Annotated in this window: 15 protein-coding genes; 12 read left to right on the top strand and 3 right to left on the bottom strand. The window is 43.3% G+C overall.

Annotation, left to right across the window (positions count from 1 at the left end; translation table 11 throughout):
• Nucleotides 1–8 precede the first annotated feature (8 nt).
• The 3 genes from AB6735_RS15025 to AB6735_RS15015 all read left to right on the top strand — a co-directional run bounded on the left by AB6735_RS15025 (nucleotide 9) and on the right by AB6735_RS15015 (nucleotide 4499).
• Nucleotides 9–1460 carry a hypothetical protein gene (locus AB6735_RS15025; RefSeq protein WP_370996666.1) on the top strand — a complete coding sequence of 484 codons (1452 nt, stop codon included), beginning with the start codon at nucleotides 9–11 and terminating at the stop codon, nucleotides 1458–1460.
• Between the two features lie 659 nt (nucleotides 1461–2119).
• A complete protein-coding gene (locus tag AB6735_RS15020) occupies nucleotides 2120–4090 on the top strand; it encodes a PAS domain S-box protein (RefSeq protein WP_370996665.1) in 1971 nt (656 codons plus the stop codon).
• 40 nt (nucleotides 4091–4130) lie between these two features.
• Entirely contained in the window at nucleotides 4131–4499 is a 369-nt protein-coding gene (locus AB6735_RS15015; protein ID WP_370996664.1) for a PleD family two-component system response regulator, read from the top strand.
• Between the two features lie 108 nt (nucleotides 4500–4607).
• Here AB6735_RS15015 and AB6735_RS15010 read toward each other — a convergent pair whose 3' ends face one another.
• Nucleotides 4608–6047, bottom strand: coding sequence for an ATP-binding protein (locus AB6735_RS15010; RefSeq protein ID WP_370996663.1), 1440 nt, complete (start codon nucleotides 6045–6047; stop codon nucleotides 4608–4610).
• 411 nt (nucleotides 6048–6458) lie between these two features.
• On the opposite strand from AB6735_RS15010, the gene AB6735_RS15005 reads away from it, so the two are divergent.
• The 9 genes from AB6735_RS15005 (at nucleotide 6459) to AB6735_RS14965 (ending at nucleotide 19335) form a co-directional block, all read left to right on the top strand.
• A complete protein-coding gene (locus tag AB6735_RS15005; protein WP_370996662.1) occupies nucleotides 6459–8159 on the top strand; it encodes a sodium/solute symporter in 1701 nt (566 codons plus the stop codon).
• Nucleotides 8160–8370: 211 nt separating this feature from the next.
• Nucleotides 8371–9543 (top strand): aldose epimerase family protein, encoded by a 1173-nt coding sequence (locus tag AB6735_RS15000; protein ID WP_370996661.1) that lies wholly within the window; start codon nucleotides 8371–8373, stop codon nucleotides 9541–9543.
• Between the two features lie 7 nt (nucleotides 9544–9550).
• Nucleotides 9551–11518, top strand: coding sequence for an alpha-L-arabinofuranosidase C-terminal domain-containing protein (locus AB6735_RS14995; protein WP_370996660.1), 1968 nt, complete (start codon nucleotides 9551–9553; stop codon nucleotides 11516–11518).
• 495 nt (nucleotides 11519–12013) lie between these two features.
• Nucleotides 12014–13660 (top strand): alpha-L-fucosidase, encoded by a 1647-nt coding sequence (locus tag AB6735_RS14990; RefSeq protein ID WP_370996659.1) that lies wholly within the window; start codon nucleotides 12014–12016, stop codon nucleotides 13658–13660.
• Between the two features lie 8 nt (nucleotides 13661–13668).
• The gene (locus AB6735_RS14985) at nucleotides 13669–15621 is read left to right on the top strand and encodes a glycoside hydrolase family 97 protein (protein WP_370996658.1); all 1953 of its coding nucleotides are present in this window, start codon (nucleotides 13669–13671) and stop codon (nucleotides 15619–15621) included.
• A gap of 39 nt (nucleotides 15622–15660) precedes the next feature.
• Nucleotides 15661–16929 (top strand): L-fucose:H+ symporter permease, encoded by a 1269-nt coding sequence (gene fucP, locus AB6735_RS14980; protein WP_370996657.1) that lies wholly within the window; start codon nucleotides 15661–15663, stop codon nucleotides 16927–16929.
• Between the two features lie 15 nt (nucleotides 16930–16944).
• Entirely contained in the window at nucleotides 16945–17961 is a 1017-nt protein-coding gene (locus tag AB6735_RS14975) for an aldo/keto reductase (RefSeq protein ID WP_370996656.1), read from the top strand.
• Between the two features lie 13 nt (nucleotides 17962–17974).
• Nucleotides 17975–18310: an L-rhamnose mutarotase gene (locus tag AB6735_RS14970; protein WP_370996655.1), complete on the top strand. Its 336-nt coding sequence runs from the start codon at nucleotides 17975–17977 to the stop codon at nucleotides 18308–18310.
• A gap of 11 nt (nucleotides 18311–18321) precedes the next feature.
• Entirely contained in the window at nucleotides 18322–19335 is a 1014-nt protein-coding gene (locus AB6735_RS14965; RefSeq protein ID WP_370996654.1) for a zinc-binding alcohol dehydrogenase family protein, read from the top strand.
• A 123-nt stretch (nucleotides 19336–19458) separates the two neighbouring features.
• Here AB6735_RS14965 and AB6735_RS14960 read toward each other — a convergent pair whose 3' ends face one another.
• Complete coding sequence (locus AB6735_RS14960) at nucleotides 19459–20622, bottom strand: acyltransferase family protein (RefSeq protein ID WP_370996653.1); 1164 nt, start codon at nucleotides 20620–20622, stop codon at nucleotides 19459–19461.
• Between the two features lies 1 nt (nucleotide 20623).
• Nucleotides 20624–22843, bottom strand: a complete 2220-nt coding sequence (locus AB6735_RS14955) for an alpha-N-acetylglucosaminidase (RefSeq protein ID WP_370996652.1) — start codon at nucleotides 22841–22843, stop codon at nucleotides 20624–20626.
• Nucleotides 22844–22858 lie beyond the last annotated feature (15 nt).

Raw genomic sequence — 22858 nt, 5'->3', positions numbered from 1 at the left:
CGGTAAGAATGAGTTACACTGATAGAATTCCACCCGCAGATCTCCCCGGTTACAAGGTTATTAAGGACTGGGAGAATTATTACGAAAATTTCCTGCACGCTTTTGAAAAACACAACCCGCACGATGATATTTCAAGTGCCGAACTAACGCTTGAAAATAAAATATTCGAATCGGACGTGTTCTTTACCGGGGAGTTCAAACCGCATATTAAATTTCTCAACTGCTATTTTCAGGGTGACATTAAATTCTATAAATGCCAGGTACAAAATGACCTTTCGATCAACCACTCATTCTGCGATGGTGAGCTGTTTGTTTTCGGTACGTCGGAATTTGACGACGAATTCAACCTGATTAACCTGATACTTGGGCGCCAGATCTACGTGGAAGGCGGCAATTTCCATAAATGCCGCTGGAATTTTCTTGAAAATGCAACCGTAAAAATTGCAGGAGGAGACTTTGATGAATTGAATATTGGTTACTGGGGCGGAGCAAAACTTCGGGAGTTGACGCTGCATAATCTAAAAACTTCCGGCTATATCAAAATATCGGGGGAGAACACAGAGATTGAGCATCTTTCGATTTTTCAGTCTTCGAAGGATCTTGAAATTTCTATAGAAGATATCAATGTTAATGTCCTGTCTGTGTACCGTTACCGGAACGAGGACGGGTTCCGACTAATCAATATTAAACCTTTGCCAGGGCCGCACCCGTCAGAGATTTCCATTACTGAATCTTATATGGGGAAAGCCGAATTCTATTCGCTGGATTTAACATCGTTTGAAAGCGTAACGTTCTACAATTCGCATTTGATCGATACCACATTTGTAAATATTAAATGGAATTACAAAATCAGAGCGCTAAAAGGTTTCGGGATTGGCCTGAATGCCGAAGAGCAACTCCTTCCAGAGAAGTTAAAACAACTCGAAGAGGATTGGTTTGCTCAGAACATCAATAGCGAACCGTTACGCGAAGACCCTGCTGTGATCGGCTATTTTATCAATTTGCGCGAAACTTTCCGGCAGTTAAAATTCGCGCTGGGAAAGCAGGGCGATTTAATCAATGAACAAAAGTTTCATACGCAGGAAATGCTGGCGTACGATAAAAGCCTGCAGCTGAAGGATGACTTCTGGACGACAGTAATTATCAAATTCAGTTACTGGTTCAGTGACTTCGGACAAAGCTTTACGCGCCCCCTGATTGCTTTGCTGGTCGGTCATTTCGCTTTGTTGATGGTGTTAATATCATTCAACGGAATAGACGGATTACATATTTCTTTTATTGATGCTGATTCGGCTGGTTTCAGGATCGCAATTGACAAATACTTATTCCTTATCAACCCACTGAGAAAGCTTGATGATAGCTTTCCAGGCTATACGATTATTATTGATGTACTGATGAGAATATGGTCATCATATATGATTTATAATCTTATCAGGGCGACAAGACGGTTCATCAAATAAAAGAGTTTTTACGCCGGTTTTTCCTGTCTGAAAAGAAATCCAGCCTTATGCTTGCCTGCACAATTTAGGCCAAACTGAAAAGTTCAATTCTGACAAAATATATTTTCTTGTTCAGAAATTAATTCGTATATTTAGGTATTAACGTTCTCATACACAGTCAAATTGATCTAAAGGATTCGGTATACTAATCGGTATACGTCTTAAATCAAACGACCTAACATATTGATAATAAGTGCTTTATCTCATGGGGTTCGAATCCCAGCGGGATCACAAAGACCACCCAACAGGTCGAACGTTTTGAAGTTAGAGCCTCTTGAAAAAGAGGCTCTTTTTTGTTTAAACGCGATTTTTAGGTCAAAAACCAACTTTTTTCAAAATTGATCCCCCTCTTTTTTAAAACTTTTAGTGCAAGTTAGTTCAATCTAATTCAGTGACCTACACTTTCTTCCAAGATTAGATCACGGAATTTGTATTTGACGTCTTGTATCATGGTAGAACATCATTGACCTGACATCTTCAAATTCTTTAATGTCCATGATGGCTTCCGGCTTTTAAAGCAGACTTAAAACCTTTCCGCGTTTTTGCGGTTATTAATACATTAAATTAAACAATGAGAGCCACTGAACAGATAATGCCGTTTTCTGGCCGCCCGAATACTAATGACCAGACTTCAGCATTCACAAGAACTATTAACCCTGCAATCCATATTTGAAGGCATTGATGACGCGATATTTTGCCATGACCTCGATATGCGGATTACCCATTGGAATCCGGCAGCTGAACAACTATTCGGCTATAGCCATGAGGAAATAATCGATGAATCTGTTTACCTCCTGATCCCCGAGAACCGGCAACAGGAAAAAAGCGATATCATGCGTGATATTATAGCGGGGAAGCGGATCGGGCAATTTAAAACGATTCGCAGAACCATGGCGGGTGTCGAAATACCTGTATCTATAACCATTTCGCCAATCAGAGACCCGGAAGGACAAGTTATAGGGTCGTCACAAATTGCCCGCAGTATCATCGAAGAAAATGCTGCCGAAGAGAAGCAGGCCAGGCTGGCAGCCATTGTCGCCAGTTCTGACGATGCCATCGTCGGTAAAAGCCTGCAAGGTATCATTACCAGCTGGAATATCGGCGCAGAAAATATGTTTGGCTATACGGAGCAAGAGGCTATAGGTCAACACATTTCATTACTAATACCGCCGGATCGTTTGGATGAAGAAGACGTTATTATCGAAAACATTCGTGCCGGAAAAAAAGTAGATCATTTTCAGACTATCCGCAGAACTAAAGGGGGCCAACAGTTGCACATATCACTGACCGTGTCTCCAATCCTCAACAAAACAGGTGAAATTATCGGGGCTTCCAAAATAGCCCGGAATATTACAGCTCAAAAAGAAGCGGAACGGTCCATCGCTAAAAGCATGGAGCGTATGGAAATTCTTAATTCGATTAGTAAGAGTATTAACGAGGACCTTGATCTACAACACATCTTACAAAAAGTGACCGATGCTACTACGAGGCTTATCGGCGCGGACTTCGGAGCCTTCATTTATAACCAGGTAGATCAGGCTGGCGAATCCTCTTGGCTTTATACCATTTCCGGTGCGCCAAAGGCGACTTTTGAGAACTTTCCCATACCTCGCAACACAGCTGTTTTCCAGCAGACTTTTAGCGGTGAGGGCGTTGTGCGGATTGATGACATTACTAAAGATCCGCGTTATGGAAAAAATTCACCATATTTTGGTATGCTCGAAGAGTATTTGCAGGTTGTAAGTTATCTGGCGGTTCCGGTTTTTACTCATTCAGGCGTGGTCATCGGTGGCCTTTTTTTTGGTCATCAAGAGGCTGGCATTTTTAAAAAAGAGCATGAGGATCTGGTTGTTACTGTAGCATCACAGGCTGCCGTTGCCATAGATAATTCCAGGCTCTTTGAGGAAGTAAAGAATCTGAGCGATAAAAAAGATGAATTTATCGCCCTGGCCTCCCATGAGCTTAAAACGCCACTGACTTCAATGAGCGGTTTTTTGCAGGTATTACAAAGAGCGGTTCCGGATGGCACTGCTAAAATTTTCGCAGAAAAGGCGCTGAACCAGTTGGCCAAACTCAACGAGTTGGTCAATGACCTGTTTGATATATCTAAAATTCAGGCAGGCAAACTGCAGTTGAACTTTGAACCTTTTGATCTTTCGGATCTTTTGGACGAGGTCGCTGATACGTTTGAGCAGGCTCATACCGCCTATCATTTAAAAATGTCGGCAGACGGAGAACTTTTGGTGTCGGGCGATAAAATGCGGCTGGAACAGGTGCTCACCAATTTATTGGGTAATGCTGTTAAGTACGCCCCGGAAGCAAAAGAGATAACCATCACTGCTATCAGGATCGGAAATGAGGTTCATATCTCTGTGAAGGACCAGGGCCCGGGTATTTCGATTGAAAACCAACAGCAGATCTTTAGCCAGTTTTACCGCGTTAAAGAACACGAGCGAAACACCTCCGGGCTCGGCCTGGGACTTTATATATCCAAAGACATTATCGACCGGCATGGTGGCAGGATTTGGGTGGAAAGCACCCAGGGCCATGGAGCGACATTTACATTTGCTTTACCAGCTTTTACAAACTAAAACGGCCTTATACACGTATATTATGTATAACTGATATTTTATGTCCACAAAAAAAGTGTTTGTTGTTGAAGATGATGAGGACATCAGATTGCTCATTGATTATATCTTAAAGGATGACCTATACCAGGTACAACTGTTTCCAGATGTAAACACGCTTAAAAAGGGTCTTTCCCTGGAATTACCGGCCTTAATTGTTCTCGACATTATGCTACCGGACGGCGATGGCGTCGAAATCTGCCGACAACTGAAAGCGAATGCGGCTACCGCACATATTCCGGTGCTGCTAATGTCAGCACACCGAAGCAAGAAGGAAATCCTGGAAAATACCCATAGCGATGGATTTATTAGCAAGCCTTTTGATATCAATCAATTCAAGGCGAAGGTTGATGAGTATATGATGGCTTCGTAATCCTGAACCATGGATATAAAGTCTACAGTAAAATTTTTAAAAAAGATGCTTCTGGTCCGCTGGCGAAATCCCATAACCTTCATCACGTACAAAATGGATGTAAGATATCTAAAGTGGGATGGTAAACCAAAAGGTACTCCCGGAACCGACTTTGCTATCCACTCCTATTGCTCCGCCATGCTTCTTGATGATCTCAGAACTGATAAATAGCCCAAGGCCGAGCCCGCTATATTGGGTATCCAACTTACCCGCCTGATAATGGCGGTTAAACAGAAGAGAAAGCTTATCTTCCGGTATACCCGGTCCATAATCTGTAACCGACACTTTTGCTGCTGTCCCCGTCTCTTCGATATTGATACTAACTTTCCTGGCATTCGGAGCATATTTAATGGCATTGCTCAGGAAATTAATAATCACTCTTTCAATGCGTTCGGCATCAGCGGTAACCATTAAGTCTGAAGGGCCGCTAATATCCACATCGTGTGAACCCTCCAGACGCAAATGCCCACTGGATTCTTCGACAACCGTGTACAGATTAAATGTCGTCTTTTTCAAGTCAAGTTGATCCTGGTACGTCTTATTGGCATTTAACAGATCATCAACCAAGACAACAATTTTATCCACACTTCGATTGGACTGGGCAACTAATGCTTTTAACCTATCCGGCAAACCCTCTTGCATCCTAGCCAAAAGCTGAAGGGATGTTTTCAAGCTGGTAATCGGCGTCTTGAGCTCATGACTGGCAATACTTATAAAATCGTCTTTGTGCCTCTCGGCCAGTTTATCTCTTGTGATATCTGCTATTGTTCCCAATACTTTGTCGGCATTACCAGAAGGATCATCTTCTATTTTGCCCTGAAAATTCACCCACTTAAGCGATCCATCTTTTGTTATAAGCCGTAATTGAAGATCCACCGATTTATGGTCGGGTAATGATTGGATTGCCGACAAAAACTTAGGGCGGTCTTCTTCCCATATCAGTGGCAGATAACTTTCGATTGTCCATGTGGGCTGCAACTTGTCATAGCCAAATAACTCATCATGCCCTTCGGAGCGGTGAACCGCATTGTTTTTTAATGACATTTGCCAAACTGCCATTCTTGAATACTTCAAAGCCATATTCAACCGTTTCTGACTTTCTCCGAAGTCTTTCAGTCCGGTAATATCATCCAGAACCGTGAACCCATAAGTTTCACCCTGGTCCTTAAAAAGGATGGTCGTTACGTTTACCCATACCAGGGATTTGTCTTTTTTATGAAGACAGGCCTGAAGCTTAAAAAAAGGCAGCTTGTTCGACCATAGTTCCATTTGCAGTTCATGCCAATGCTGGCGATATGCGTCGCAGGCATGTTCCAGGATCTTGGTTCCTTCAATTTCACTTGCGCTGTACCCCATTAATTCCGTCAGCGCGTCATTGACCTTTAAGATGGTCAGGTCAGGGGCAATTATCTTGCTGGCTGCACTGGTAAGCTTAAATATGGTATTAAATTTATCGTCGCATTCCAAAAATCTCTTTTCGAAGTCCTGGGGATCAGTTTTCTGTTGCATAGACAAACGATTTATCAACTGTAATAAACACGTTTAGGACCTAAGTGTTTGAAAACAACCGACAACACTATCTCTTATTTCTTACTAATCAGTGAGAAGATCACAATTTGATAAGAAGATTTTTATAGATTAAACTATAAACAGAAGAGAATAATTTATACCACACGGTCACCGGAAAATAAAAGATGAGGGGTTACCTCGTATTTACAGGAGAGCTGATCCTAACCTACCGTAAGAGGTGATGAATTTCGGTGGAATAAAAAACACAAAATGGCCATTGCGTTTTAAAAATAAAAAATATAGTTTTAGCTTAATTTATAATTGTAAAAAACACACTTAAAAAACATATTCTTTTACCTAATTAATCAGGCTAACTAAGCCACAAGCCAATCAAACTAATTAAACCAAATAATGAACAAATTTTCCACTATCGATTACGTGATCTTCGTAATCTATTTTATTATTGTTACGAGTTATGGGTACTGGGTATACAGCCGTAAAAAAGTCAAAGGCGTATCGGACAGTCACGACTTTTTTCTGGCCGAGGGTTCACTCACCTGGTGGGCCATTGGCGCCTCACTGATCGCGTCTAACATATCGGCAGAACAATTCATAGGCACCAGCGGGCAGGGTTTTGCCGTAGGTTTGGCCGTTGCGGCTTATGAATGGGTAGCAGCTATTGCGCTCATTATTGTGGCCGTTTGGTTTATACCGGTGTACCTGAAAAATAAGATTTTCACGATGCCGCAATTTTTGCATACGCGATACAACGAAACTGTGAGCTTTATTATGGCCATTTTCTGGCTGCTGTTGTATGTATTGGTTAACCTTACTTCCATACTTTATCTTGGTGCTTTAGCTATTAACAATTTAATGGGCGGCGGATACCTGCATGAGATCATCATCGCGTTATCCATTTTTGCCCTGTTTATTACGCTGGGTGGTATGAAAGTGATCGGCTTTACCGATGTGATACAGGTATTGGTACTGGTTATTGGCGGTTTGGCTACCACCTATATAGCGCTTACTTTGGTGAGTGACCATTTTGGCCTGGGTAAAGACGCCATGGCGGGTTTGAATAAAATGATGAGTGACGCGCCAGATCACTTTAAAATGATGATGGCCAAACCAAAGCCGGGTGCGCCGCAGGAAGAGATCAACAAATACCTGGCGCTTCCCGGTATTGCCATGTATTTTGCAGGCCAGTGGATCGTGAATTTGAACTATTGGGGCTGTAATCAGTACATTACTCAAAGGGCTTTAGGCGCTAACTTAAAAACTGCCCGTACCGGGATCCTTTTTGCTGGTTTAATGAAACTGGCCATGCCGGTTATTGTGGTTTTACCGGGTATTGCCGCTTACGTATTATACAAGAACGGTGCATTACAACAGGAAATGGCATCGGGAGGTCATTTTAATTCGGATAATGCCTACTCGGCTATACTGGGCTTTTTGCCAACAGGCTTAAAAGGGCTTTCGGTAGCGGCTTTAACGGCGGCTATTGTCGCTTCACTTGCCGGTAAAGCCAACAGCATCTCAACCATTTTTACACTTGATATCTACAAAAAACATATCCGCAAAGAAGCCAGCGAAAAGAACATGGTTGTTGTGGGCAGGCTTACCATCTTAGCCGCCCTTATATTCTCCATCATGCTAACCTGGAAAGATCTTTTAGGCATCGGCGGCGAGGGTGGCTTTACTTTTATCCAAAAATATACCGGCTTTATCAGTCCGGGCATCTTTGCCATTTTTATTTTAGGTTTCTTTTGGAAACGTACAACAGGTGCGGCAGCTATCGCCGGTATTTTAACAGGCTTCCTGATGTCGGTATTGTTTAATAATTATGCCCCTGCCCTATTCGGGCACGAAACATTCCTTTACTCGGCTTTCCCTAATGGCAAGGGTGGTTATGAAATCCCTTTCCTGATCTGTATGGGCTTATCGTTCATGTTCACCATTATTGTAATGGTAGCCATCAGCTTAGCTGGCCCGAAAGTTAATGCTAAAGCATTTGAAATCCCGAGCAGTATGTTCAAGGTTGAAAAATCAACCATGGCTCTGATCGTGGTCACACTGATACTCCTTACTATGCTTTATGCTAAGTTTTGGTAAATAGTTGAAATATTTGATTTTTGAATAAGAAAGTCCGCGCGAGGTGGGCTTTTTTTATTCAAAAATTTTAAGTGTTTTTTTAACAATTATAAATTAATTTTTATACATTGGTCTCGCTGATTCCTAACCATCAGCTAAACCAATTATTTGTCTGGAAATTATAATAGTTAAACAGCAATGCTTTAAAAAGGCAAGCTAACCACCTTAAATTATGAAAAATAACAAGAATTTATTAATGATGTTAAGCTGTTCGGCAGCGCTTTTCGCGGCTTGCAACGGTAATCCAAAAACAACTGATTCAACCGTGAAAGATTCGACCTCGGTAACTACTCAATTGATACCCGATTCGGCTAATTTTGAAGCCGATGTACAGGGACAAAAAGTAAAACTCTTCACCCTGAAAAATACCGGCGGTGCTACCGTTGCCATTACCAATTATGGCGGCAGGTTGGTAAGCTTGCTGGTGCCTGATAAAGACGGTAAACCTACCGATGTTATTTTAGGCTACGACTCGTTGAAAAGCTATCAAAAACCAAAAGAGCCTTATTTCGGAGCAATCATCGGCCGTTACGGTAATCGTATAGCTAAAGGTAAGTTTATGCTTGACGGTAAAGCCTATCAATTGGATATTAATGATGGTGTAAATACGCTGCACGGCGGCTTTAATGGCTTTTATGGCAAGGTATTTTCGGCTAAGCAACTAAGCGCTTCGCAACTGGAACTTACTTATGTATCAAAAGATGGTGAAGGCGGTTATCCCGGTAATTTAACAGCAACGGTAGTTTATACTTTGGGTGATGATAACTCACTTAAAATAGAATACAAAGCCACTACCGATAAAACTACAATCATTAACTTAACTAACCACGCATACTTTAACCTGAACGGTGCGGGCAGCCCCACTATTACCGATAACAGCATACAAATAAATGCCGACGCGTTTTTGCCGGTTGATACCACACTTATTCCAACAGGCAAGTTGCAGCCGGTTAAAGGTACCCCGTTTGATTTTACCGCGCCAAAAACTATTGGGAAAGATATCGTCACTGCCGATGAGCAATTGAAAAACGGCAAAGGCTACGACCATAATTTTGTGTTAAATAAGCATACGCTCACTGCACCTGTTGCTACCGTTAAAAGCACCAAAACAGGTATCACTATGGAAGTATTCACGGATGAGCCAGGTTTGCAATTTTACTCAGGCAATTTCTTAACAGGCCAAACCAAAGATGGTAAAGGCGGCAAAGCGTATCCATACCGCTCCGCATTTTGTTTGGAAACCCAACATTTTCCGGATGCACCCAATCAGCCGTCATTTGCGTCAACCGTGCTAAAGCCAGGGCAAACCTACCATACGGTTACCATTTACAAATTCTCCAAATAAATAAGCTATGCTAAAAAAGGCTTTTTTAATGCTGTGCGCCGCCGGTGCTTTTAGTACAGTACATGCGCAAACACAATATACTATAGCGGCCGATCAGGTGAAGGCGCATATCCAGCCGACCATGTATGGGATATTTTTTGAGGACATTAACCTTGCTGCCGACGGCGGCGTATATGCCGAACTGGTAAAAAACCGATCGTTCGAATTCAATATGCCTTTAATGGCCTGGAAAGAACAAAAAAAGGATGGCGGCGATGGTCGTACGGAAGTAATTAACCGTGCTGTTGAGCGACCGGAGAATGCACATTTCATAAAAAGCTATATTACCACGGATGCCGGTTTCTATGGTTTTTCGAATGAGGGCTTTCGCGGGATGGGGATTAAGGAAGGTGAGGAATACAGTTTTTCGGTAATAGCTAAGCAGGAAGGTGATGCCAACGTCAAACTGAACATTGAGTTACACGGCGATAATAACGCCATTATAGGTAAAGCCGAACTGACACCCACGGATAAAGAATGGAACCGTTACAGCATAAAATTTAAATCAAGCACTACAGCGCAAAAAGGGCAATTATATGTTTGGATGAGCGGTAAAGGTATTATTGACCTGGATATGATCTCCCTGTTCCCCGAGCATACCTGGAAAAACCGGCCGGGTGGCTTACGGGCCGACCTGGTCCAAAAACTGGCCGATCTTAAGCCCGGTTTTTTACGTTTCCCTGGTGGCTGTATTGTGGAAGGCCGCGACCTCAATAACCGCTATCAATGGAAAAAAACCATAGGCGCGGTTGATCACCGCGAGAATATTATTAACCGCTGGAATACCGAATTTAAACATCGCCCGACACCTGATTATTATCAGACGTTTGGTTTGGGCTTTATGGAGTATTTCATGACCGCCGAAGATATCGGTGCCTCACCATTGCCGATATTAAATTGCGGTATGGCCTGTGAATTTAATACCGGCGAATTGGTACCCTTGGATAAACTTGATCCATATGTGCAGGACGCGCTTGACCTGATCGAGTTTGCCAATGGCGATGCAGGCACCAAATGGGGTAAACTGCGTACGGATCTCGGTCACCCGGCACCGTTTAATTTAAAAATGATAGGTGTAGGTAACGAGCAGTGGGGACTCCAATATATCGACCGCTGGAAAATTTTTACTAAAGCCATCAAAAGCAAATACCCTGATGTAAAGATCATATCGGCTTTGGGACCGGCACCTGAAGGCAAGGAGTTTGATCTGTTAAATACAACATTCCGGAGTTTAGGGGCAGATATTCTGGACGAGCATTATTACGCCCCTCCAAAATGGTTTAGGGATAATGCCCGCCGCTATGATCACTATGACCGTAAGGGCCCTAAGATCTTCGCAGGCGAATACGCCGCGCAAAGCGCAGCTACGGTAAACCCGCAAAATAAGAACAACTGGGAATGTGCACTTTCTGAAGCAGCCTTCATGACTGGTTTGGAACGGAATGCCGATGTAGTGAACATGGCATCCTATGCTCCCCTGTTTGCCCATGTAGAGGGCTGGCAATGGACACCAAACCTCATCTGGTTTGATAACCTGAAAAGCTATGCCACGCCAAATTATTATGTGCAACAATTATTCTCGCTCAATAAAGGGACAGATGTAGTACCGCTTACTTTAAATAACGAAGCCGTAGCCGGGCAAAATGACAGCTATGCAACCGCCTGTTTAGATAAGAACACCAACGAACTGGTGATCAAATTTGTGAACACAGGTACGTCGGCGCAAAATGTAAGCTTTAAAATTACCGGTTCAAAAGGCTACCAAAAGCAGGCTTCCGTAATTACGCTGAAAGCGGACAGCAAGGATGCGGAAAACTCATTGACAGCACCAACCGCGGTTAGCCCAGTTGAAGGTACTGTTACTATTTCAGGTAATACCTTGAAACTGGCGGTCGAACCTTATTCATTTAAGATTATAAGGCTGAAAAATAAATAACAGTTGAATCAGATTTTTTCAATCATTGGGAGTTCATCCGGACAAAATCGTATAAACTCCCAATGAATTGATTAAGCTGATTTGATCATTTAGGTTGATTTTGAAATTAACCAGATCAAGTTGTTTTTTTTATAAGATTTACATGATCCACATTCACTAATGAAAATGTATGCTTTAGCGCTCGTTTGATCATAATGCACAATGTATAAGACAGGTTAATTAAATATTCGTTTGGAGGCGTATCCTCCTATAACCGGGTCCGGCTTTATTGTCCTCGTCGCCTCAACATAAACAAAAAGTCGGTTTTGTATAAAAAAAAGTCCTATTAAGTCAATTATTTAGATATTATTTCAAAGAAATTTGATTTATCAACTATTGATGGGAATGCATCAATTGCGGATCAACCAATTACAGCTAAAGAGACTTATCGAACCTTAATAAAATTTCGGATAACAGGTCGGCATAGCTATTTATTACGAATCACAAAACCCAATTATGAAAAGAAGAACACTCATCAAAGGTTTGGCCACAGGATTATCCTCCTTATACCTGTCGAAACTTTATGGAAACAGTTTGTTAACGCTCGATTCCAACGCGGATATTGCTTCCGGTCCATTTAGGCCGACATGGGATTCATTGAGTCAATATCAGGTACCGGACTGGTTTCGTGATGCCAAATTTGGCATGTGGGCACATTGGGGGCCGCAATGCCAGCCGGAACGCGGCGATTGGTATGCCCGAGGGATGTACCAGGAAGGCAGCGACCAATATAAATATCATATTCAGAAATACGGACACCCATCGAAATTTGGGTTCAAAGATGTAATCAACGAATGGAAGGCCGAGAACTGGAACCCGGAAGAACTGGTGGGTTTATATAAAAAAGCAGGAGCCAAATACTTTATGGCCCTGGCCAATCATCATGATAACTTCGATCTCTACGACAGCAAATATCAAAGCTGGAACTCTACCAAACTGGGGCCCAAAAAAGACCTGGTTGGCGGCTGGGCAAAAGCTGCAAAACAACACGGTCTGCCTTTTGGCGTAACAGTGCATGCGTCTCACCCATGGACCTGGTACGAGGTTGCCCAGCGAGCGGATAAAACCGGCCCATATGCAGGCATCCCCTATGATGGCAAGCTTACTAAAGCGGATGGCGCAGGTAAATGGTGGAATGGTTACGATCCACAGGAATTATATGCACAAAACCACGCGCTAAGCCAGGATAGCCTAAACGATGACAGCATGGGCAGTCATTGGGCTTGGGGTAACGGCGCCAGTGTACCAAACAAGGCGTATTGCGATAAATTTTTAAACCGGACTATTGAACTGATAGATAAGTACGGCCCCGAGCTTATTTATTTTGATGATAATGTACTACCACTTTGGCCGGTAAGTGATGTGGGCTTAAAAATTGCCGCCCACATGTACAACACCAGTGTTAAAAAGCATGGAAAACTGCAAGCCGCACTGTTTGGTAAAGTGTTGGATGAACAACAGCGCAAATGCATGATCTGGGATATAGAGCGCGGGCAAAGTAATCAGATAGAGCCTTTCCCATGGCAAACTGACACCTGCATTGGATCCTGGCATTACGACCGACGCATATTTGATAATAAAGGCTACAAAAGCGCCAAAACGGTGGTGCATACGCTTGTTGACATTGTAAGTAAAAATGGCAACCTGCTTTTGAACATACCGGTGCGTGGTGACGGCACCATTGACAGTGAAGAACGTACCGTAGTTGAAGGTGTAGGAGCCTGGCTGCAGGTTAATGGTGAGGCAATTTATGGCACCCGCCCATGGAAGATATTTGGCGAAGGCCCTGCAATAGAGTCGGCAGCCCCTATCAGCGCACAGGGCTTTAATGAAGGCAAAGGTAAACCATTCGGCTCCGAAGATATTCGCTTTACAACTAAAGGTAAAACACTTTATGCTACTATACTGGGTTGGCCCGCCGGTAACGAAGCGTTTGTTAGAAAATTAGCGAAAGGTAATGCGATAGGTAACGTGAGCAGTGTAAGCCTGCTTGGAAACGATAAGTTAAGTTTTGAACAAGGCGAGACAGGCCTCAAAGTAAAATTGCCAGAACAGGCCCCTGGTAAAGATGCATTCGTTTTAAAAATTGAGGGAGCTATTTAAACCATATCATGAATCTGAAATTTTATTATGTCTTGATCATTATTGTTTCATTGGCAGTTACCTCATTCGCGCAAACTTTTAAGCTGGTATCACCGGATAAAAAAACTATTGTTGAAATAAGCAACGGCACGAAGCTGCAATACACTGTTTCCAATAATGGTTTAACAATCATACATCCTTCATCTCTTGGTTTTGAGTTTAAAAATGAGCCGGCTATTGGCACCGATATGACCGTAACCGATCATGTAGAGCATTCCATTAGCCAAGTCTGGGTACCGGTAGTGAAATCAAAGCACGGGACTATCACCGATCGTTATAACGAATTAGTGTTATCGCTGGTGGAAAAATCCGGACAAATGCGCCGAATGAATATATTTTTCAGGGCTTATGATGATGGTGTCGCTTTTCGCTATCAATTATTCGGAGCGGATAAAATTGGCGACAGGCAGATTATCAGGGAGCTTACGAGCTTTAATTTACCGGCACTTGCAAAGAGCTGGGTGGCTGATTACGGCAGTTATACTTCTTCTCAAGAGACGGAGTTCTGGCCGCGGACACTGAACCACATCACGGAAAAAACGATTGCCGGTTTACCCCTACTGGTAGAGTTGGATCAACATCATTATGCAGCTATTACGGAAGCAAATATCGATAATTATCCTGGATTTTACATAGGGTCATTAAAAACGGATACCGGAGGGACTGGTAAAGTCGACCTGGTTACCAAGCTATCGCCCTTGCCCGGCGAAAATGAGAACGGGGTTAAGGCACGGTTTACAAATAACCTGCTTACACCCTGGCGGGTGGTCATGCTGGCCAATTCTCCGGGTAAATTAATTGAATCGGAGTTAATACAAAATCTGAACCCACCGTGTGTATTAAAAGATGCCAGTTGGATTAAACCAGGCATGAGCGCCTGGGATAACTGGTGGAGTGGGGAGGTGAAGATGGATATGCCAACGATCAAAAAATATATAGACCTGGGATCGGCACAACACTGGCCCTATATGCTCATTGACTGGCAATGGTACGGGCCGTTCAACAAACCGGAGGCTGACATAACGAAACCAGCACCACAACTAAATATGCCGGAGATATTAGCATACGCTAAAGCGAAAAATGTCAGATGCTGGCTTTGGTTATACAGTTCGGATGTAAACCGGAATGATAATTTTGAAAAAGCTTTTCCAATATATGAGCAATGGGGAATTGCAGGGATTAAAATTGATTTTATGGACCGGGACGATCAGCAAATGGTAAACTGGTACCGCCGTATTATTAAAACCGCCGCAAAGCACCATTTGATGGTTGATTTTCATGGGGCTTTTAAACCGGACGGTATTATGCGTACCTATCCTAATATGATTACACGGGAAGGGGTTTTAGGCGAAGAATACTCCAAGTTTTCAACCCGGATAACTGCCGGGCACAATACCACTCTGCCATTCACCCGTATGCTGGCCGGACCGATGGATTACACTCCTGGTGGATTTTTAAATATGAAGAAATCTGAGTTCAGACAAGGCAGCCCTACCCAGGTCATGAACAGCCGCTGTGCGGAACTGGCAAAATTTGTGATTTATGAAAGCCCTTTTACGGTTTACTGTGATGCGCCTGAGCATATTTTAGGTAAGCCAGGCGCCGATTTTTTAAGCAATATGCCTACCGTTTGGGATGACACCAGGGTGTTGGGCGGATACCCCGGCGAATACATCATTATCGCCAAAAGAAGCGGGAAGGATTGGTATATCGGCGCGATGACTAACGACGCTGAAAGGACATTACAATTGAAAACGGATTTTCTATCGCCGGGTAAATATACCCTGTCGTCCTGGGCCGATGTGTTATCGTCTCCGCAAAGTTTAACCAAATCTAAAAGAGCAGTTTCGGCGACTTCAGTGATCAATATCCATTTGGATAACGCGGGTGGATGGGTAGCGAAGATTTCTGCCACTAATTAAGCATCTGCGAGAGAAAATATAAAAATACAATATCCGGCTATGACAAAAAATAAAGATCTTTTCGCATTTATATTAATTACCAGTTTGTTCTTTTTGTGGGGCTTTGCTCATAATCTGGATCCCATATTGATACCGCACCTCAAGAAATCATTTACACTTACAACCGTTCAGGCTACACTGGTGGATTCGGCGGTGTTTATAGCTTATTTTTTGATGGCTTTGCCAGCGGGCTTTATTATGAAAAAATACGGCTATAAAACAGGCATTATAACCGGCCTGCTTATTTTTGCATTTGGCTCCTACTTGTTTATACCAGCAGCCAATACCCAGCAGTACACGTTTTTCCTGGTAGCCTTGTTTATCATTGCCTGCGGATTAACCATTTTAGAAACAGCCGCCAATCCATATGCTTCTTCGTTAGGCGACCCGGCAACCTCTACTCAAAGGCTTAACTTTGCGCAATCGTTTAACGGGTTGGCTACAACGCTGGCGCCTATAATTGGGGGGCGTATTATACTTACAAAAGGTTATACCCCATCACAACTAAGCTTAATGACAGAGCAGGGTCGCAAACTGGCGCTGGCGGCCGAGGCCTCTTCCGTGAAAGCACCCTACTTTGTACTGGGTAGCATACTTGTCATCATTGCCATCCTGTTTGCCTTTACCCGCCTGCCCCGGATCCAACGGCATGAGGGGCATGCAGCCAGTAAAAACATTTTCCACGCCCTGAAGCACCGTCATTTGGCCTGGGGAGTTGCCGCGCAATTTTTTTATGTGGGGGCGCAGGTTTGTGTTTTCAGCCTGTTTATCCTGTATGCTACAAAGGCAGCCGGTTTATCGGAAGTAAAGGCAGCCGACTATGTAGGTTTGTGCGGCCTGGCATTCCTGATCGGCAGATTCATCGGCACTTTCCTGATGCGTTATTACAGTTCTACCCATTTACTGGCCATCTACGCAGGTATCAATATTTTACTTTGTACAGTCGCTATTTGGGGCCACGGCATGATAACTATTTATACCATCATCGGCATCTGCTTTTTTATGTCCATCATGTTCCCAACTATTTTCGCACTGGGTATAAAAGAATTAAAGGGTGATACGGAATTCGGCAGCAGTCTGATCATTATGTCTATTGTTGGTGGTGCCGTTTTACCGAGGGCGTTTGGCTACATCAGCGATGCGACAGGTAATATCCAATACGGATATGTAGTACCATTGCTTTGTTTTGTAGTAGTGGCATTTTTTGGATTAAAAGGCTACCGTGTAAAAGTAGAGCCGGAAAGTTTACCGGTTTCCGCTATCCTTTAACAATAATTCATTCACATGAAAGAAGTCAGTTTACCACAAATAATTTTCGGAACCAGTAGTTTAGGAAATTTATACGTAGCACTTTCTGATGAGGCAAAGCGGGCTATTGTTGCAGAAAGCATCAGGTGTTCCCCTAAACCAGTTGTATTTGATTCAGCCGGTAAATATGGCGCCGGACTCGCCCTGGAATCGCTGGGAAGCTCCTTAACACAACTGAACGTCCCCCCCTCAGATGTGCTGATCAGCAATAAGCTGGGTTGGCTGCGTACTGAATTAACAACAGCTGAGCCAACTTTCGAACCCGGAGTATGGCGCGATCTAAAATATGATGCCGTTCAGCGGATAAGTTACGAAGGTATCCTGGAATGTTATGAACAGGGAAATGAGTTGCTGAGCGCTTATCGGGCAGAACTGGTATCTGTGCATGACCCCGACGAGTATCTTGCGGCAGCAAAGGACGAGCAGGACCAGACGAGGCGGTACCGGGATATATTGGATGCTTACTGCGCGCTGAATGAATTAAAGAGGCATGGTAAAGTAAAGGGTATCGGTGTGGGTTCGAAAGATTGGCGGGTCATCAAAAAAATAACTGATGACGTTACGTTGGATTGGGTAATGATAGCCAACAGCCTGACAATTCACAGCCATCCCCGGGAATTAGTGGAATTTATGCAGGAGCTTGAAAAACAGGGAACCCTGATCATCAATTCCGCTGTCTTTAATGGCGGTTTTTTAACGGGATCAGCTTATTATAATTATCGGTTAACTGACCCGATAAGGGACAAAGGCCTATATCATTGGCGGGAATTATTTTATCAGCTGTGTAACCAACATAAATTACAACCCGCAGATGCCTGTGTTGCATTCGGGCTAAACGCTCCAGGTGTTAAAAGCATTGCATTGAGTACCACCAATGCAAAAAGAGTGGCACAAAATGTAGCGTTGACCTCTTTAAAAATCCCGGCTGAGTTCTGGAAAGACATGAAAAAATACGGCTTGATTGAAGCATCATATGCTGCCGCTTATTTATAAAATTCAATATACTATGAAAAGATACTGTTTGGCCCTTGACTTAAAGGATGATCCACACCTGATAGCAGAATATGAGCGTTGGCACAAAGCAGAAAACAGCTGGCCTGAAATACGCAAAAGTATAGTGGATGCCGAAATCTGGGATATGCAGATCTACCGTACAGGCAACCGCTTGTTTATGATCATGGAAACCAGCGACCAATATGAGCCCCAAAAAAAAGCAGCGATGGATGCACTTAATCCAAGAGTGCAAGAATGGGAACAGTTAATGTGGATATTTCAACAGCCCCTACCCTGGGCAAAAGAAGGGGAAAAATGGGTAGTCATGGAACAGATTTTTCAGCTTTAACCATCAATCATATGCAAACCATTATTTGTGAAGAACCAGGCAGATTGGTTTTTAAAGAAAAAGAAAGACCTGATATAAAAGAGGGACATGCCCAAATCAGGATCAGGAGAATAGGTGTATGCGGTACGGACCTGCATGCCTTTGAAGGTACACAGCCCTATTTTAATTATCCACGCATCCTGGGACATGAACTTTCAGGGGAGTTGGTGGAGCCGAATGGTGCGCCAGGTTTTAAAAAGGGAGAGATCGTTACATTCATTCCCTACTTTAATTGTGGTGTTTGTATTGCCTGCAGATCTGGAAAGCCTAACTGCTGTGCTAAAATTAATGTTTGTGGCGTTCATGTGGATGGAGGAATGACCGAATACCTGAATGTACCAATCTATTCGCTGGTACATGGTGATGGCTTAAGCTATGATGAACTGGCCTTAGTAGAACCCCTCGCGATAGGTGCGCACGGAATCAGGCGGGCGGATGTAAAACCCGGTGAATATGTATTGGTTATAGGGGCAGGCCCCATAGGCCTTGGAATAATGGAGTTTGCCCGCATTGCAGGGGCCAAAGTAATCGCGATGGATCTGAACACAAAAAGACTTGAATTTTGCAGGGACAGACTGAAGGTAGACTATATTATTAACGTATTGAACGAAGATGTACTGGAACGACTGGCCTCAATAACAAAAGGAGATATGCCCACAGTAGTGATAGATGCCACAGGCAGCTTGAAAGCAATTAACAATGGCTTTAACTATATGGCCCATGGAGCAAGATATGTACTTGTCGGTTTGCAGAAGGGTGACATTAATGTTAGCCACCCCGAGTTTCATAAGCGTGAGGCTACATTAATGAGCAGCCGTAATGCTACCTGTAAAGATTTTGAGCATGTTATTGCCTCCATGAAAAAAGACTTGGTGCAACCGGCTAATTACATTACCCACCGTGTACAATTTGACAGAGTCACGGAAGAGTTCAAAAACTGGCTGGACCCGGCAAATGGCGTAATAAAAGCAATGATCGAAGTATAGCGGCTTATGGTAAACAAGGAAAGGCAACTAATGATAACTAAAAGGAAAGAAAAAACCGCTTTCCTTTTGACTGAAACATTAAACTTCATAAGTAAGCTGCGGTATCCAATTTTAATTAACGATTCAGATCTTTAGAAAAATTTTATTCCGGTATAAAATATACAGAAAGGTGAGTTGTACAATAACTATCGAAACCGCACCCCAGAAGGTTTGCCAATTCTGGGCCAGGTGAGCAATAAGCCCTCCAAATAAGAAATTAGCGGTATGTTGAAAGTCAACCATCCCCTCGGCTGCTAAATATATAACAATAGAATTTACACCAATAAGTACAAATGGAAATGCCCATTTACGGTAACCCGCAACATCAATAACTAAGTAAAAAACCGAAAGAAATATTAAACTCCACCCACCAACAAACAAAACAAAAGAGCTTGTCCATAAACGTTTGTTGATCGGGAAAGCCATGTTCCATAACAATCCCAGGGATATTAATACCAGCCCCGCGATAAAAAGCCCCAGCCCCTTTTTCCACATCGGCCATTTTGCTGATTCGTATTTCAAAAACTGACCGGTAAATATGCCCAGCATAGCCGTACCAATTGCCGGGATAGTGGATAATATGCCTTCGGGGTCATGTACTTTGTCATGTAACCTGCCAGGAAGCAATAGACGATCTATATACGATTCAAGACTGCCGTTCATTGTTAAAACGCCGGCTCCATAACCCGGAACCGGGATCAGCTCCATAGCAGCCCAATAACCCAGCAATAATATACCCAACCACCACACCTGTCCCCGCAAACCAAAATTCAGATAGATGAGGCCTGCAAAAAACCAGGCCAGGCCAATACGTCCCAACACACTCGCAAAACGGGTATTTTCATAACCATTAAATTTAAACAGCCCATTAACCACCATACCTAAAAAGATCAGGATCAGCGTTCTCCTGATCATTGATCTGTAGATTTCCTTTTTTGCATTAGCGGGCAATAAATCAGGATAGGCAACCCCATATTTACCTATCTTATTACTCATGGAATAAGGCATGGAAACCCCTGCAATAAATAAAAACAGCGGGAAGATCATGTCATAAAATGTGATACCATTCCAGTTGGTATGGTGTAGCTGGCCCGACATCCATAAAAATAAAGGCCAACCTGTGGCTTTAGCCAGCGCGTGGATAACTCCTTCTCCGCTCATGATCCAGAACATATCAAAACCACGCAGGGCATCAAGCGATAGCAGCCGGGCAGGCTTTACAGAATTTGAGGTGGCGTTTGTTTCCATCTTATTTTAAATCTTCTCCCATTGCTTTCCTGTATTTTATATACAACTGTTTGGCAACCGTCACACTGTTTCCCGAAGGCGATACTGGGTAGTTTTTGCGGGTATTAACCCATTGCCATTCCCATGCGCTTATCGATTTATCAAAAGCTTTAAGATCAGGCACCTTATCAGCCTTCAACGATTCGCCCAGCAGGTCAAAAAACTGCTGCCAGCGTACTTTATAAAAATCATTCAATAAACCGCTCCATTGCCGGCAGGAGTATTCGTGCAGCGGGCTGTTTTGGTCGCCCCAAAGGGTGATCAGATTACGGGCATTACGCTCATACAAGTTCTTTTCTTCTTCATTGCTTCCCCAGTTACGGGCATCTGAGATCCAGGGACCCAGTAAAAAATCTTTCCGGGTAGCCAGCAACTTATCTATATCTGCAATAAGCTCCAGGTATTGGGTGGTGTATTGATCAAATGCCTGGCGGTCCTTATCTTGATATGCTTTCAGCCATTTTAACTGCAGCGGCCTGGCATAATTGGCCAGGGCCTGACGTGAAACATCAACCAGGTCATAGTTGAACCCTTCGCTTTTCTGGCAGGCCGGAATAGCTTCTATCATTTTATCCCACGCGGGTAAAAAGTCTTTGCGTTTATAGTTCAGTCTGGTACGTGTCCACACAGCTGCAGAATCAAGCGTAGGTCTGCCGGTAATGATCGATTCGGCGCCATCACGAATGTCTTTTCCGTTAAAAACGGTACTCCGCAGTGTTTGCCAGGCCTCCAATACTGCTGTATTTTTTACCCCATATCGGTTCAGTAGATACTCGGGCAACCATTTATCCAGGTCAATAGGCTCTTTTTGCCAGGTATTTTGCGTCATCAGCTCATACAAAACGGGCGTTTGTTCAATAGCCTCCATGGTTAAGCCAATACCCACCATCCGGCCCGAAGCAGGGTCATGAAGAGCGGCGGCAGGTTCTTTTGCCACAGCATCCATTCTGCCAAATAAACTGATATTGCCACCGTAATTATGCAGCATATTCCAAATCCAGGGCTTTCCGTAAAACGCGTTGGTGCGTTTCCAGATGGGTTCAAAATCTGTATTCAGATCTAAAACGATCATGTGTTCATTAGGCACAGCATTTAATAAAGCTTTGATTTGCTGATCGTGCCAAAACTCGCGGTCGCTGTAAAACAACCAGCCCTGCATAACCCAAACCGCTTTTGGATCAGCGCCCTTCATACCATCATATACACGGGCGCTCAATTCAGCCAAAAATTGCGGATCATTTGACGGCGGCTCGTTTTCATTAAAGGTATCGGCCGAATACAGGTGATCTGTCCCGTAGATCCTGGTTTGTTCCTGAATAAATTTCCTGCCGATCTCCGCAAACAAAGGATCTTCCGAATCCAGTATATAAGTATCGGCAAAACCGTTTTTCCAATTGGTTTGCTTAAGTTTAGCCTTTGGAAAATGTGTTTTAAACGAAGCAGGAACATGTCCGGTAAAGGCTGGCAGTACGGGTTTTAAACCCAATTCTCTTTCTCTTTTTAGTATTTTTAATTGCAGATCTTTATGGTTATTTATCCAGCTCTCGGGTAAAGGGCCGTCCCATTTATCCATATTGCCCATATAAAACCAACCAAAGTAAGCCGGACCGGTAAAAAAGTCCTGCATATCGGTTTTACTAAATCCCATATCGGTGTATACTTTGTTCCACACGTATTCCTGCCCGGTAATGGCCAATGGCATGTTAATACCGTGCAAGGCCATCCAATCAATCTCCTTTTCCCAGCGTTTCCAATCCCACCAGCTCATGCTGTAGCTATAAGTACAATAGTTTAAATAGTAGCGGTAATCATAAGGTGTATCTTTCTTGGTCTTTTTAGTTGGTATAGGTAATTTAGCGGGCAAATTCAAATTCGTGCCATTCCAGGTTATTTGGCAATGCGCGTACTGTGTTAAATAATAATACAATGCCGAAGCCACCGCGATGCCGTTGTTTCCCCGCAAAATGATCATCCCATTGGCACCACCATCAACCTCAAAAACATCTTTTGCCGTATTGCTTTGTAGTGCCTGGACTTTAAATTTCTGCGCATAATCTGGTATTACTCTTTTGATGAGCGCATATGAAGCCGGCAAGTTTAATTGTGCGTGGGCATTGGTAAAAACACTACAAATAAAGCATATCAATAAATACTTGAGGCGGCCTTTATTACCTGTCATCATTTTTTTAGTTCTTTT

The sequence above is a fragment of the Mucilaginibacter sp. RCC_168 genome, assembly GCF_041355315.1.
In the GTDB taxonomy this organism is placed as follows: domain Bacteria; phylum Bacteroidota; class Bacteroidia; order Sphingobacteriales; family Sphingobacteriaceae; genus Mucilaginibacter.
This window is presented reverse-complemented; position numbering and strand designations above follow the sequence as displayed.

Coding starts and splice junctions, on each gene's coding strand:
- AB6735_RS15025 (WP_370996666.1), top strand. CDS start 9: ATGAGTTACACTGATAGAATTCCACCCGCAGATCTCCCCGGTTACAAG.
- AB6735_RS15020 (WP_370996665.1), top strand. CDS start 2,120: ATGACCAGACTTCAGCATTCACAAGAACTATTAACCCTGCAATCCATA.
- AB6735_RS15015 (WP_370996664.1), top strand. CDS start 4,131: ATGTCCACAAAAAAAGTGTTTGTTGTTGAAGATGATGAGGACATCAGA.
- AB6735_RS15010 (WP_370996663.1), bottom strand. CDS start 6,047: ATGCAACAGAAAACTGATCCCCAGGACTTCGAAAAGAGATTTTTGGAA.
- AB6735_RS15005 (WP_370996662.1), top strand. CDS start 6,459: ATGAACAAATTTTCCACTATCGATTACGTGATCTTCGTAATCTATTTT.
- AB6735_RS15000 (WP_370996661.1), top strand. CDS start 8,371: ATGAAAAATAACAAGAATTTATTAATGATGTTAAGCTGTTCGGCAGCG.
- AB6735_RS14995 (WP_370996660.1), top strand. CDS start 9,551: ATGCTAAAAAAGGCTTTTTTAATGCTGTGCGCCGCCGGTGCTTTTAGT.
- AB6735_RS14990 (WP_370996659.1), top strand. CDS start 12,014: ATGAAAAGAAGAACACTCATCAAAGGTTTGGCCACAGGATTATCCTCC.
- AB6735_RS14985 (WP_370996658.1), top strand. CDS start 13,669: ATGAATCTGAAATTTTATTATGTCTTGATCATTATTGTTTCATTGGCA.
- fucP (WP_370996657.1), top strand. CDS start 15,661: ATGACAAAAAATAAAGATCTTTTCGCATTTATATTAATTACCAGTTTG.
- AB6735_RS14975 (WP_370996656.1), top strand. CDS start 16,945: ATGAAAGAAGTCAGTTTACCACAAATAATTTTCGGAACCAGTAGTTTA.
- AB6735_RS14970 (WP_370996655.1), top strand. CDS start 17,975: ATGAAAAGATACTGTTTGGCCCTTGACTTAAAGGATGATCCACACCTG.
- AB6735_RS14965 (WP_370996654.1), top strand. CDS start 18,322: ATGCAAACCATTATTTGTGAAGAACCAGGCAGATTGGTTTTTAAAGAA.
- AB6735_RS14960 (WP_370996653.1), bottom strand. CDS start 20,622: ATGGAAACAAACGCCACCTCAAATTCTGTAAAGCCTGCCCGGCTGCTA.
- AB6735_RS14955 (WP_370996652.1), bottom strand. CDS start 22,843: ATGATGACAGGTAATAAAGGCCGCCTCAAGTATTTATTGATATGCTTT.